Annotated in this window: 13 protein-coding genes; 2 read left to right on the top strand and 11 right to left on the bottom strand. The window is 50.3% G+C overall.

What is annotated here, in order from left to right; translation table 11 throughout:
* Positions 1–156: 156 nt before the first annotated feature.
* Positions 157–1,458: an amidohydrolase family protein gene (locus ABWV76_RS02305; RefSeq protein ID WP_353375109.1), complete on the bottom strand. Its 1,302-nt coding sequence runs from the start codon at positions 1,456–1,458 to the stop codon at positions 157–159.
* Entirely contained in the window at positions 1,455–2,867 is a 1,413-nt protein-coding gene (locus tag ABWV76_RS02300; RefSeq protein ID WP_282951022.1) for an amidohydrolase, read from the bottom strand. The genes ABWV76_RS02305 and ABWV76_RS02300 overlap by 4 nt, the downstream gene beginning before the upstream one ends.
* A gap of 322 nt (positions 2,868–3,189) precedes the next feature.
* On the opposite strand from ABWV76_RS02300, the gene ABWV76_RS02295 reads away from it, so the two are divergent.
* Positions 3,190–4,827 carry a hybrid sensor histidine kinase/response regulator gene (locus ABWV76_RS02295; protein WP_020414866.1) on the top strand — a complete coding sequence of 546 codons (1,638 nt, stop codon included), beginning with the start codon at positions 3,190–3,192 and terminating at the stop codon, positions 4,825–4,827.
* A gap of 67 nt (positions 4,828–4,894) precedes the next feature.
* Here the strand turns inward: ABWV76_RS02295 and ABWV76_RS02290 are convergent, their stop codons facing one another.
* Genes ABWV76_RS02290 through ABWV76_RS02260 form a run of 7 tightly spaced genes read right to left on the bottom strand, consistent with a single transcriptional unit; the run spans position 4,895 to position 9,940 of the window.
* Positions 4,895–6,061 (bottom strand): glutathionylspermidine synthase family protein, encoded by a 1,167-nt coding sequence (locus ABWV76_RS02290; protein WP_353375108.1) that lies wholly within the window; start codon positions 6,059–6,061, stop codon positions 4,895–4,897.
* A gap of 4 nt (positions 6,062–6,065) precedes the next feature.
* Positions 6,066–6,683, bottom strand: a complete 618-nt coding sequence (locus ABWV76_RS02285; RefSeq protein ID WP_020414864.1) for a DUF1190 domain-containing protein — start codon at positions 6,681–6,683, stop codon at positions 6,066–6,068.
* A gap of 12 nt (positions 6,684–6,695) precedes the next feature.
* Positions 6,696–7,112, bottom strand: a complete 417-nt coding sequence (locus ABWV76_RS02280; protein ID WP_020414863.1) for a DUF350 domain-containing protein — start codon at positions 7,110–7,112, stop codon at positions 6,696–6,698.
* A 15-nt stretch (positions 7,113–7,127) separates the two neighbouring features.
* Entirely contained in the window at positions 7,128–7,781 is a 654-nt protein-coding gene (locus tag ABWV76_RS02275) for a YjfK family protein (RefSeq protein WP_020414862.1), read from the bottom strand.
* Complete coding sequence (locus ABWV76_RS02270) at positions 7,766–8,839, bottom strand: potassium channel family protein (protein WP_353375107.1); 1,074 nt, start codon at positions 8,837–8,839, stop codon at positions 7,766–7,768. The genes ABWV76_RS02275 and ABWV76_RS02270 overlap by 16 nt, the downstream gene beginning before the upstream one ends.
* A 4-nt stretch (positions 8,840–8,843) precedes the next feature.
* Positions 8,844–9,539: a PspA/IM30 family protein gene (locus ABWV76_RS02265; protein ID WP_020414860.1), complete on the bottom strand. Its 696-nt coding sequence runs from the start codon at positions 9,537–9,539 to the stop codon at positions 8,844–8,846.
* A complete protein-coding gene (locus ABWV76_RS02260) occupies positions 9,536–9,940 on the bottom strand; it encodes a DUF2170 family protein (protein WP_020414859.1) in 405 nt (134 codons plus the stop codon). The genes ABWV76_RS02265 and ABWV76_RS02260 overlap by 4 nt, the downstream gene beginning before the upstream one ends.
* A gap of 148 nt (positions 9,941–10,088) precedes the next feature.
* On the opposite strand from ABWV76_RS02260, the gene ABWV76_RS02255 reads away from it, so the two are divergent.
* Entirely contained in the window at positions 10,089–10,403 is a 315-nt protein-coding gene (locus ABWV76_RS02255) for a DUF6471 domain-containing protein (protein ID WP_020414858.1), read from the top strand.
* Between the two features lie 203 nt (positions 10,404–10,606).
* Here the strand turns inward: ABWV76_RS02255 and ABWV76_RS02250 are convergent, their stop codons facing one another.
* Complete coding sequence (locus tag ABWV76_RS02250; protein ID WP_157533678.1) at positions 10,607–10,909, bottom strand: hypothetical protein; 303 nt, start codon at positions 10,907–10,909, stop codon at positions 10,607–10,609.
* A gap of 86 nt (positions 10,910–10,995) precedes the next feature.
* Complete coding sequence (locus ABWV76_RS02245; protein ID WP_353375106.1) at positions 10,996–13,731, bottom strand: DEAD/DEAH box helicase; 2,736 nt, start codon at positions 13,729–13,731, stop codon at positions 10,996–10,998.
* Positions 13,732–13,739: the final 8 nt, after the last annotated feature.

Here is a 13,739-nt window from a genome sequence, read left to right as displayed (position 1 = left end):
AGACTGTTGGAATATAGCTGTAAAGACTATATTGCTGCCACACAGATCCTATACAACAAGCAAGGCTTTTTTGCTCATTGTCTTAATTTCCTGTAGGCAGATAACAAAAGAGCGGGCAATACCCGCTCTTTACTTCACAGCTATGGCCAGGCCAAATTAATATTGGTAGCCAAAATTGTGACCCTTGGTGGGCTTCAAATGGCGATCTCGCAAACGGGTAGAACGAGTAACGAGAGATTGAGGTTCACCCTCAATCAATACCTGTTCCGGGTAGCTGGTAACTTCCAGGGGATCTCCGCTCCAAACGACGATATCAGCCACTGCACCCTGCTCCAGTGTCCCGCCCTGCAGATTGAAAATATCAGCCACATTGCTGCTGATAGACTTCAGGGCTTCCTCATAAGGTAGGCCATGAGCAACAGCATTACCGGCCGACTGGCGAGATAGATACACATTGTGGGTAGAAGCGTAGTCGGGCCCACTAATAGCCACTTTTACACCTGCCTTGGTAAGTAACGCCGCATTATCGAGGCGCGCACCCAGGCTGGAAAAGGAAATAGGCAAGTTATTGATAGCATCAATAACCACTGGCACCTGGGCCTCAGCCAGCTGATTCGCTACCATCCAGCCCTCAGCTGCTCCCAGCACCACCAGTTTCACACTGAAGGCTTTGGCAAGCTCAATTGCACCGAGAATATCGCTGGCGCGATTGGCGGTAATGACCAAAGGCTCCTTAGCACTCACCACCGGCTGTAAGGCCTCCAGATCTGCCAAACTGTAATCCAGTTCACGCCACTCACCACGACGAATCGCAGCGCGATTTTCCCGGTACTCCTTAGCTTCACTCAAGGCCTTCTCAACCTTGGCATAGGCATTGGCACGACTGCCGCCAGCTAACTGTGCACCGGCCTCTCCTAAATAGGCCTTCTGGGCTACATCTTTGGCTTCTACACTATCGAACTCACCATTCAGCTTAATAGCAAAGCTGCGCCCGGCGAATACGCGCTGGGCTTCAACAGCACCGTCATCCCAGGTGCTGATACCGGGAAAAACTACAGCACTGGTCACGCCCCCTGCGCGATTGAAAGGAATCAAAGTAGATTTAGGGTTGTAGGCGGGCAGCGGATTAAATGCACTGCCAATACTCTCACCAGTTACCGACTGATCATTTGTTGAGCTGGCAGCACTGATTTCCACCAGACCAAGCTCGGAAACCGGCGCTATCACTCCCGGAGTGACTACTTTGCCTTGTGCATCAATTACCCGGTCAGCAGAAACGCTCAGGGAGGGGCCTACCTGCTCCACTTTGCCACCGACAACAAGTACATCGGCAGACTCCAAACTGCCTTTGTCCCCCAAGGTATGCACCTTGCCACCCTTGATAAGGATGCTCTCTGCCTGGGCACTAGCTGCCAGAACTCCGAGGGCAAACGCACAAAAAACAACTACTCTTTTCACTGCCGCTCTCCCTCTGCATTGAGAATACCCAGCTCAAAATCGCTGCGCGGTTGGCGCTTTTCATCAGCGCGGTCATACATCAGTTCACCATCGATAAATACTTGATCGACGTGGGTGTAAACACTGAAGGGATTACCAGACCAAACCACAACATCAGCCATTTTGCCCTTCTCCAGGCTGCCAGTTTGTTCTTCAATACCCAACGCCTTAGCAGGGTTTGATGTCATCCAGGCAACGGCATCCTTGGGTTGGATATCAAAACCCGCGCGTCGGCCCGCAGTCATCGCTTTGGCTACCTCTTCATTCAGGTGCTGCACGCCCACACCGGAATCGGAGTGGATCATAGCGCAGGCTTTGGCCTGGTCGACAATCGCAATATTCGCCTCGGTCATATCAAAGGCTTCATGCTTAAAGCCCCACCAATCGGCCCACATCGCTGCGCAAACATCGTTTTCTGCCAGCAGGTCGGCTACTTTGTAGGCCTCAACTGCGTGGTGGAAAGTAGAAACCTTAAAGTCGAACTCTTTAGCAACATCCATCATTACGGCCATTTCCTCACCGCGATAGCAGTGATTGTGCACCAGAATATCGCCGTTCAGCACACCCGCCAGGGTTTCCATCCCCAGGTCGCGCTCGGGCTCATCGCCGCCATTCTTTACATAGTCTTCCCATTTTTTCTTGTAGCTGCTGGCTTCAATCCAAGCTTTACGATAGCCAGCCACATTCCCCATACGCGTTGAGGGAGAAGTACCCTTGCCACCGTAAACACGCTTGGGGTTCTCACCACAGGCCATCTTCAAACCATAGGGCGCACCGGGGAATTTCATATCCTGCACACTGCGGCCGGGCACATTCTTCAGGGTTACACTGCGGCCGCCGAACAGGTTGGCGGAACCTGGTAGAATTTGCAAAGTGGTAACGCCACCTGCCAGTGCCAACGGGAACTGGGGGTCCTGGGTCCATACGGAGTGCTCTGCCCACACTTGCGCAGTATTGGGCGAAGTCATCTCATTGCCGTCTTGAGAGGATTCGATAGAGGGTGCCGGATAATCACCCAGATGGGAATGCACATCAATAATACCGGGGGTAACCCATTTATCCTTGCCATCCACCACCAGGGCTCCTTCCGGAGCCTTCAGGTCTTTACCGACCTGGGCAATCTTGCCACCTTCCAATAACAGATCTGTATTTTCCAGTTGCTCGCCAGTACCGGTGAGTAAAGTGGCCCCCTGAATCAGGACCGGACGGGACTGACTGACTGAATAAGTGGAGGGAAAGGCATCCAGGCGGGCGAAGTCCAGGGATCTCTGCTCGCTCTCAACCTTCTTCTCTCCGCAAGCGGACAGCAGCAACGTGGCACAAAACAGAGCCACGACACCGCGCCCGAAAACTCGAGAATGCAGCTGCATAGTAAATCATCCAATGGTTTTGAATATAGCGGTAAATGCTATCAGGTTGTTACGCTGTAGCCACTACTTGACCGTGCAAAAGTTTTAGCCCTACCAGCGGGTACACCATATTTCATTTGGCCCCTATAGCTCCGCAAAACACTGTTGAACCGAATCACATTGACGCAAACACGTGATTACAAACTCGCTTACAAATAACGGCGTGTCAGCAAAGACTGCGTGCTAGATCAAAAAACGAATTAGCTACCTATATACTTTTCTTTTTCTACGTGGTGCAATTTCTGGTGAAAAAATACTCAAGGGTGACTCAGGAGGAGAACAAATGATCAAGGAGAGCAATTTACCTATTTTCTCACCCTCCCCAGCCCTTGCCTCAACCCGGGAGCTGGATTCGAATCAGGTTTACGAGGCCCTGCGTAAAAGTGAGGAGCGCTACCGGGAACTGGTTGAGCATGCCAACTCTATTATTATGCGCTGTGACAGAAATGGGAGAATTACTTCTTTCAATGAATACGCACAACAACTCTTTGGCTACACCGAGGCTGAGATAATTGGTAGGCACTTGGTCGGCACAATCGTACCCGCCAGTGAAACCAGTGGGCGTGACTTGCGTAAACTGATTGACGATATCTGCGACCACCCACAGGAACACCGCTACAACATCAACGAAAATATTACCAAATGCGGTAAAAGGGTTTGGATTGCCTGGACCAATAAAATTATATCCGACGAGAGCGGCCGCCCCAGCGGCATACTCAGTATTGGTACAGATATTACCAAGCAGCGGCTATTAGAGGAGGAGCTGCGCCAAGCCCAGAAAATGCAGGCTATCGGTGAGCTGGCCGGTGGCATAGCACATGATTTCAACAATATGATTCACGGGATCAGTGGCTACGCAGAGATAATACAGCAGATCTCCGAAGACCCCCGTATCAGTGAATACACTAATCATATCCTGACTACAGCGCGCCACGCAGCAGAGCTGACCAAGCAGCTACTCACCTTTGCCCGCAAAGGAAATTATCAGCTGAAGGATTGTAATACTCACGAAATTACACGTGACGTTTGCGCTATGCTCGGCCGAACCATCGACCGGCGTATCCGTATCGAGCAACTACTCGAGGCTAATCGCCCCCATGTAATTGGCGACCCCGCCCAACTAAAAAGCGCCCTTTTAAATATTGGCATCAATGCAAAAGATGCAATGCCGAATGGAGGCACCCTACGCTTCACCAGCAGCAACATCACTATCGAAAAAGAGATAACTATCGCTGATTTTGAAGTTCAGCCCGGCCATTACTTGTTAATCACCATTAGTGACAGCGGTACCGGAATGTCACCTGAGGTGCGACGCCGGATCTTTGAGCCTTTTTTCACAACGAAGGAAAGTGGCCGCGGCGCTGGCCTTGGGCTCGCAGCCGTGCACGGCACCATCCACCTCCATAAGGGCGCAATTAAGTGCCATAGCCGTGAAGGAGAAGGCAGCACCTTCAAGCTATACCTGCCAATTTCCAAAGCCCGTCCGGAAAAACCCGGCGCTCCAGCAAACCTGCCTTCGGCTGGGTGCAAACTGAACATCATGGTTGTAGACGATGAAGCTATTGTTCGGAGTTATTCAAAAACTCTTTTTGAAATGAATGGCCACAGTGTTGTGGCTTTTGCTACGGCTGAACAGGCAATTACCTACTACCGCCAACATTGCGATCAGGTGGACCTGGTGATTCTCGATATGATTATGCCTGGCATGGATGGCCAGGAATTATTTGCTTTCCTCCGCCGTATTAACCCCGAAGTAAAAGCCCTACTTTCCACAGGTTACAGTGTCGATAGCAAAGTTCAGGAGGTAATCGCTGATGGAGTACTAGATTGTATCCAAAAGCCATTCACTTATGAGCGCCTCAGTAAGAAAATTGAAGGGATGATTGCCAGTGGCTTGCTGAGCAACACCAAGAAACAGTGAAGATAAGTGATACCCTAAACTGTATCGCCGGCAAATGACATGTAGTGGGTGCTGCAGTACTACCGGCCTAGAGAATAATATGCGGCAAGTAACGGCTCATATCCTGAGTCACAATATTTCCATCTTCACGAATAGACATTCCAGCCGCCATATCATCCACCAACCAACTACCTATCAGCGTATAGTTTTTTCCAAACTTTGGCAGTGGATGCATAGCCTGAAATACAAATCCCTCTTCACCGTAAGGGCCACCGGAAAGGGATTGCACATCACCTCCACGCACAATGGAAATATTAGCTCCTTCCCGGGAAAAAATCGGTTTCTTTACCAGCTCAGTAAATTCAGCAGCATTGTGCAGCTCATCCTCAAAAAAAGATGGTAGCAGGTTTGGGTGCCCCGGAAATAACTTCCACAACATCGGCAGCAGTGCTTTATTGGATAAAATCGCTTTCCATGGCGGTTCCAGCCAGCGCACATTATTAGTCCCCAGCAAAGAGCCAAACTCTTCTCGGAACATAAACTCCCAGGGGTACAGTTTGAACATCCAGGTAATCACCTGGTCTTGCATATCTGTAAAAAAACCATCCGTATCACAACCGATATCTTCCATAAAGACAAAATGGCTGGTAATGCCGGCCTCACTGGCACAGTCCTGCAGGTATTGGACAGTACCGCGATCCTCTTCAGTATCTTTGCAACAGGCAAAGTGTAGTTCGCGACCAGGAGTGAGAAACTGTAAATCCAGGAAACGATTAACCAGCTTTTCCTGTAAGCTATTGAACTGATCCGACTGCAGCGGCAGGGCCCGCCGGTCCACATTATCCTGCAACCATAACCATTGCCAAAAACCAGTCTCGTAAAGACTGGTAGGCGTATCCGCATTATTTTCGTAGAGCTTTGCGGGCCCCTGCCCGCAATAGGCAAAATCAAGACGGGAATAAAGACTGGGGTCGCCGTTCTTCCAGGAGTTGCGTACAAAATCCCAATGTTGCTCAGGGATACAAAAGCGTCGTAGCAGCTCCTCATCCTCCAGCACCTTCGCCACCACATCCAGGCACATCTGATGGATTTCTTCGGTAGGCTCTTCTATATGTTTTTCTACCTGCTCCAGGGAGAACTGATAGTAGGCGCTCTCATCCCAGTAGGGTTCGCCATACATTGTGTGGAAGTGAAACCCAAACTCCTGAGCCCGCTCCTGCCAGCGCGGGCGTTCGCCAATCGGCAACCTCAGCACAAAATCAGCCTCCCCAGCCCCGTGAACCACTACTGGAGCGACCACCACCCCAGCTGGACTTAGCTGAAGCCACAGACCCAAAGCCGCCGCGAGAGACCGTCTTTGTTACCTTGGGTTTCGGGTCCATCGCACTCTTGTCAACCGTATAGGACGACTTGCCGTATCGACCGATCACCTGCCCATCCGCTGTCATCAAACGATCGTAATAACGGGAACCAGAGGCAGAATAACGATAGACGGGGTTATAGTAACCGGAGGAGTAATGGCGCCTATCATTATCCAATAGTGAAGCAACCATAAACCCGGTCATCAGGGGCATCCAGAAACCACTGCTAGTCTCGCGGCAACTTCCAAACTCCGTTTCGCACTGGGAAAGATTGGCATACTTGGGGCCAGTGCGCTCAGCCTCTTCCAGCGCGCGCTGGTAGGCAGCCTCACACTGGGCCTCATCCAATTGGGTATTATTTACGCAGTCCTCAACTGAGGAAACTACTTTAACCTCTTCATCAGAGGAGCAGCCGACAAGGGCTGCTGCCACACCGATTGCCAAAGGGCGCAGAACAAAGCTTGCTCCCCGACCTTTGCGCATCCGCGCGAGATTGATAGTTTTGGTACGTTTCATCCTCACTCCCGCTTAGTAGCTCATACAGGCAGCATTAAGGACACCGACAGAAATTGTTGTGGCTGCCAGCATAATCCCAGCAGACAACTCCCCGTCTTCAATACGCTCAACAATACGAGGCATAAACCCGAAACGGATAATGGCAAACGCAATCAACTGAGCAATTAACGCAACTACCGCCCAAGTAGCGAAGTCGGTAATGGACACCGAATTGCTGGCAGCACCACCCACAGCAATGGCGAAGCCGAGCACCGCACCACCAAAACCAATAGCAGCCGCTGCATTCTTATCCTCTCGAATCAACTTCCACTCATCGTGGGGGGTCACCAGTGCGTAGAGGAATTTAAACGCAATTAAAAATACCAGTGACAGGCCAAAATAAGCCGCAAAATGAACGATACCAGTCAGTAAATCATAAGGCTGGTCCATTGATACTTCTCCTTATTATCCGTGAATAGTCAGCTGTGAGGGGGTCAGTGTAATACCGGTACTGATAACTAGGCTACGACTTAAATAGCCAGCATTCTCTTCTTTTTCTTCAGCGGAGAGAAACAGAGATTCAGTGCGCTGATCAGACAGTTCGCGTTCGAACAGCATGGTAAATTGATCCGTTTGCGAGAAGTCTCCGCCCTCTTCATAGGTCTTTTCAGCCATGTGCACCGGATTGTGGTAATCACCAGTGGAGGTCCATACCCTGCTATAGGAACGATCATCCAGCTGGTAGTTGGCAGCGCCTATCTTTTCTTTTAATAGAGTATCCCAAACCTGCTGGCTAGAAACATCCTGGGTATCGTAAAAGTGAAACAGCTTTACATCCACGACATGCTCATCACTCTGGCCACCTTCAGCTACTACCTGCAACCAAGCATCATCGTCGGTATAGAAGCGATAAACCCATGTACCGTCCAACTCCACCACACCAGCTGCTTTGATAATTTGTGTGGGGGAACAGGACTCAATGGTGAGTTCATCCAAGATCAGACGAATTGCCAGTGGGTCCAACTCAAAACTGGCTCCCAGGCGCAAACCCATAATCTCCGGCGTTTTTACTACCGGAGCTTCCTTCCCCTTAAATTTTTTAATCAGTTTGGTAAACATGTACCAACACCTTCCCCTTCATTCATTTTTATATCGAAGCAGCGCTTTTCATCTAACCGCTTGGCCGAGATGTAGTACAGCATATCCCCGTTACTAACCTGGTCTGTAAGCGCGGGATTCACATCGATTTTTATTACATCCTTGCGGCGGACAGCGATCAGTGTTGCGGACAAATCCTGTTTGAAATGATCAAACAGGGGACCAAACGGCAGTGGCCGCTCCCCTCGATACTCTACACTGTACTGTGTCATTCCATAAGTACTATCCAGAAGCTGGCGGTGCAAACGTGCCGAACCGGGGTCCAGCGAAGACTTGGCTAAAAGCTCTACCGCTACAGAGGGAATACATTCGATATTCGGGCAGTGCGCACGCAGCAACTCACCCACATTTTCGTCTTGGAAATAGGCTGTTTTATGGCTATTAGGGCTGTGCTTATCACAGAACAAAGCCGTAGTGAGTGTTACATCATCTAACGGGTTGTCGATAATAATTCTCGCGGCTTCTGCCAGTCCGGCGCGCTGCATACTCTCGATATGGGAGAAAGATTCAACCCGCACAAAATCAATTTTGCCAGGCATCGGGTTTTCAATATCAGCCTCTACACAGAGCACTATTTCAGACGTTGTGCCATTGGTCTTGGAGAGCAGAAGTTCAATCAGGCGCAGAGTTCGGGTTCCGTTCCAGCCGATAATGACCGTGTGATTGACATTACTTGTCATACGCAAGCCTCTCTTTCCTCTATGCACAAACTCAGAAACCGCAAAACCTACCCGGGTAACTACCATCGCAAACAGGCTCAGTCCAAGCGGTATCACCCAGCCCGCCACCACGATTTTTCCTGCAGGTGAAACTGGTGAGAAATCGCCATAGCCGACCGTCGATGCGGTAACCACCAGCCAGTAAATAAAGTTTTCGGGAGCGATAATCTCGCTTTCTCCCGCAGCACTCAGCAGCAGATAGCTGCCGACCACATAGCCCAGAACGGCAACGAGAATGGTTGTTATATTTGCCTTAACAAAAAGCGACGCCAGAAGGCGTCGCACTTTAAATAGCAGCACTGGATCAGGCCTTTTCGCGGCTCGCCAGCAATTGTGCCAGTTTATCACTACCACTGACCTGGCCCCCGGGCTTGATGCCTGCCGCCTTCAGCTTGGCATCAAGGCTAGATCCGCTCTCCTCCGTGGCCAGCTCTTCCGCCGCTTCCAATTCAGCTGCACGCTCCTGCTGCTTGCTCTTAATCCGGTCCAGGCTGTCCAGGGCTGTCTTGATCTTGCTGTTAGCACCCATGTGACGGGAGGAAACAGCAACCTGGGCTTTTTGCACGGACTCAGTCGCTTTGATCTGATCTATCTGCTGTTCCATACGGCGCACATTGGTCTTGGCTTTGGAAATATTGCCTTTCAGTGAGCGCTCGGAGTTCAGGAAGCCTTCCAGCAGGCTCTGCTCAGTTTCCAACTGGGCCTCAAGCTCAGTAACGCGCTCAGCACACTCCAGGGCCAGGCTGTCATCGCCCTTCTCACTGGCACTGATAGCATGAGTACTGTAAGTCTCAATATCGGCCTGTAAGGATTCCACTTTGCTCTCGGCCAGCTTGCGCTTGGCCATGATCTTAGTCAGGTTCTCATCACAAGCTTTCAATTCAGCCTTAGCCTCGCGCAATTCCTGGTCGAGAATGCGGATAGACTGGCTGTCCGCAACTGCTTCAGTACCCTCGTTTACCGCACCTTTCAAGGCAGTCCAGATTTTTCTCAGGCTCATGCTACACCCTCCATTTCAAAATGATCTGCATACAAATCCAGGAAATCCCCCACATTGGAAAACAGGGTTTCAACTTCCTCGATAACTACTTCGTCCTTGCTGGACACAGACAGCGCACCAAATGCAACGTAATAGCTCTGGCCGCCAATATTTTTGATGGCTATCGCCGTCAAAGGAACCAACTGATGTGTCTGGAGAATCATCTCATTCAGTGCAGCCACATCATCAACCTGGCTCACTGGAAACAGGATGCTCTCTACAACAATCTGCTTTTCCCCGACGTAGACAAACGCATCGACACCTTCATCGTTAGAAATGCTGAGGCAGTCACCCTCAGACTCGACTACCCACCCAGTGTGGTTTTCCGCCAACTGGCGCAGGTTTTCATGATTCCAGGTCATCTCAACTCCCTCGCTGTGGAATATTGGTCACAAATATAGCATCAAAAAAACGACGGTCAATAACTTATTTCAAACTTATGTTGCAAATAATACACATAAGGATAGTATTTACCACAATAGTGATATCAACTGTAACGGAGTAGAGCCCATGGACCACAAGCAAAGCCTCGGCAATCAGCAAGCATTGGCTCCTTACAAACAGGCCATTGCCCGCTATGTGCGCGCCTCTATGGCTTTGAAGGGTATGCGTTACGGGGATCTGGCCCAGGCCCTGGCCGATAGAGGGATTTCAATGACCACTGAGAATTTGCGTAGCAAAGTGAGCAAATGCATGTTTTCAGCTGATCTGCTGGCGGCCATCATTGATTCTTTATCTGTTGAAGACAGCGCCATGCCTGAAATCCTCAAACAGGCGCGGGAAATGCAAGATCGAGGACTCTATACCGAGCAGGACAAAAGCTAACACTTCCCTCATTCCGGTGCCAGCACACTGGGTCACACTTGCCTCAGCCTGAGTGGCAGACAGGTTAAGCAGGGAAACGAGGGGACAGATCACCGAATGAAAACTCAAGAGATTCTTGGGTAAAACTGGTTGATTTCAATAGACTTGCTCGGGTGCAGCACCGCCCTTTTAGAGCCCATTACCACTCTGTTAATAATACTCTGCTAGTAGTGGTGAAGCTTGTATACCGGCTCACCATTACCGCATTTGCCAACAACCACTGGCTCAGCCAGCTTCGCTCCAGCCGGAATTATCTTATTGGTCGGCCACCAGACAAAGCAGGCATAGCGAAAGTTGACTGCCCAGTTACAGTAAAGCCTGCCCTTGTCCTCTTCATAGAATCGCGCTTGGCAAAAACTTAGGGTTGGGCTTCGCACACCCTGCTGCTGTTGCGCATCCACAACAATAATATCGACAGCCGCCACACTAGAAACCCAGAGGCAGGGAATCAACAACCACAATTTCATAGGCGCACTCATTGAGGCTTTAAACTGGACTTTCTTAAAGCCTAGCAGCCCCGGCGCAACTTTCATTTCATAATCAGGTTAATTGCCTAAGCCAGCTGCTGGCCTCTCTCCACCAACGCTCCGCGAAGCTCTACAATTAAACGCTCGATACAAGCCCGCTTGTTCTCAACCCAATTAAAGTAAGGCAGAGGCAAAACCCGAATTCCCGCCCGGTGCAGTATCTTGTAAACCTGGGTGGTGAAATGCTGCTGGTGCTCTCCCGGATAGCCAATAAGATCCACCCCCAGGATCACTCCCTGGTACTCACACACCACATCGACTCGCTGACCCGCAATAGGAAAGTTAATCCAGTGAACGATACCCTCCGCATCAAGCTCCGCGCTTACCTCCCTGGCAAAATCGCAGGAAAACTCCCCACTTGGCATCACCGTCAGATTAGCTGGTACAAAGGATAAATAGCGACGCAGTAGATGCCCGGGAGGCAACAGCTCAGGGTTAATGGAGTATGCTACCCGCTGTTCCTCCTTGGCCCTTGTAACGGCCACATTAAACATATCGGCACGATTGAGATAAGCAGCCGCCCGCAGGGATTGGTCATCAAGGCTAAGGGAAAGAAGCATTACATCGCGCTCCTCCCCCTGAAAACCATAGGGCGTAGCAACCCGTACCGAAAAACTTCGCAGTTTTGCTGCGGAAAAAGCCTTGGAAATTTCCTTGTCCAAATAATCGACCTGCTCCCTGTATGGGGACAACACACCAATAGAAGGCTTCAAAGCATTGTCATCATAGCGATCAAAATAATTACGCAATTGAGCAATAACCCAGTCTTTTTCCACTTTATTTCTACCAGTCTTGGCTCGTCTTCCCTCTAATGGGTGGAAGGAGAGGGCCAGCTCCTGGGTACTCCCAGGGCGGGCCTGCATTATTTTGAGTCGATCATCGTAAAAAGCGTGATTACTGAAAGCTATCAGCTCTGGCTGGCTACGATAATGCTCATCAAGCAGGGTTACCGCATCCTGGCTAGCCAGATTGTCCGATACCAGATCAAGAAGAGATTGATCCCGATAACTGTAAGATGCAGGTAGTTCTCCGCACTGAACGACTTCCCCCCATAGACGCTGCTGTTGCTTTACCGGGAGGAAGGAAATATGTCGCAGCTGCTTGCCATCACCAACCACGACCGCACGTTTGGCTCGGTACAGTGCAGGTAACGCACTTGAAATATCACACTGGGTGGACTCATCGAAAATTACCAGATCGAACATGCCGCGCATTAATGGCAAAATCTCGTTGAGTTCATCCAGGCTTGCCAGCCAAATAGGATAGGCTTGCAAGACCAAATTCATGTTAGTCTTGGCAAATCGTTCCGCCTGGGTTTTGGAGGTCCTTGCCCTCAGAGCCTGATGGAATTTAACCAGGCTACTTCTCTCTTTGTTTAACAGCCGGACAAGTTTCTCCCTGCGACAGGCATTAATATAGCTGGCAGCCTGCTGCTCAAAACGCTGGCGCAGTTGACCGATAGCTTCTTGTAATCCCCACAGTCCGTCCATATTGAGCCGCCGCCGGAGTAGCGACTCACCCAGGCGAGCCAGCCAAGCCCCCATACCTGCAGGCCCCAAAAATTTTGCTATCCGTAGCGATCGCGAAAAACGGCGCTCAGCTTTCCCAAGTGATCTTCGAATCTCCTTCAAACTGCGCCTCAACTTGGCCGCACTCTCTTTAGGTGGCTCAACACCCTCCTTGAGCAGGGTATCCAGGTGCGCTTTCAAACTGCGGGTAAATCCCTGCTCCCCCGCATGTACGTAGCCTTCAGTGAGCCCATAGCTCTCACGTAATTTGTTTCTTACCACATCAATGGCTTCTGGTGTTTTGGACACAACCAAAACAGCGTCGCCATGCAACATCTGGTCTATAGCCATAGCTGCAATGGTAAAGCTCTTTCCCGTACCCGGTGGGCCAGAGACAAGGCTAAGAGGGAAATGAGCCGCATTGCGTAATGCTCGCTCCTGAGCCTGGCTCAATAGCCCAGGTAACATCTCGGGTTCGCTGCAGCTTGCAATAAAGCTGTCAGATTCCCCCCCCAAAACTAAATGCAGCGGCACCTGGAGATTTTGCTCACAAGCCAGCTGCCCTAACTCGTGCAAAACGCCACGTGAACCTCTGGATCGATCAGCCAGGATTATTGCAGCGGCACTGATTAGCTCTGGCTGTGAGGCATTAGTCTTTTCCCTAATCTGGGCTCCTGACTGGAGACTCGGCCAGCGACCCAATTCCTCCAAACCACCGAGCAAGCTGTGTTCATGCATCCAGCGCCCTACATCAGCCAATTGAGAGGAATCCAAAGGAAACTGAAGCCGTGGAAAAGAACCCATCACCTCAGGGTCAATATCAGGCTTAAGAGTTAGCCGAAGCACAGGAAAATTAATTCGCAGATCGGTGGTATTGATCTCAACGAAACTATTATCTTCACGATAAATCCGGGCGGGAAAATATAAAAGAGGTGCAAAAAGCTTACGTTGGTTTGTTACACCGCTTTGACTGAAAAGCTGGCCACAAATAAAAAAACTAGTGTAGATTAGCTGGCGTTCTTTTCTGTAAGCATCTGTCAGCTCTATCAGCTTTGTGGCAGAGGCATCCAGTAACGGAACCCTGTGTAACTCACCGCTACTCAGGTAATCCTGTTCAGCAATGAACGAACAGCGGTTTTCGGCCAGTCGAGCAATATTTGAAAGCGACAGATCGTGGCTATCGGCCTGATAACAGCGGCGAAAATACTCAATTAGTAATCGTTGTCTTCCCTGCATATTCGCCGTATTACCCATAAAGCGAA

Origin of the sequence: Microbulbifer sp. NBRC 101763, assembly GCF_040371615.1 — a bacterium.
GTDB classification, from domain to species: Bacteria; Pseudomonadota; Gammaproteobacteria; order Pseudomonadales; family Cellvibrionaceae; genus Microbulbifer; species Microbulbifer variabilis.
The sequence above is the reverse complement of the archived record's forward strand: the minus strand, read 5'-3'. Positions and strand labels throughout refer to the sequence as shown.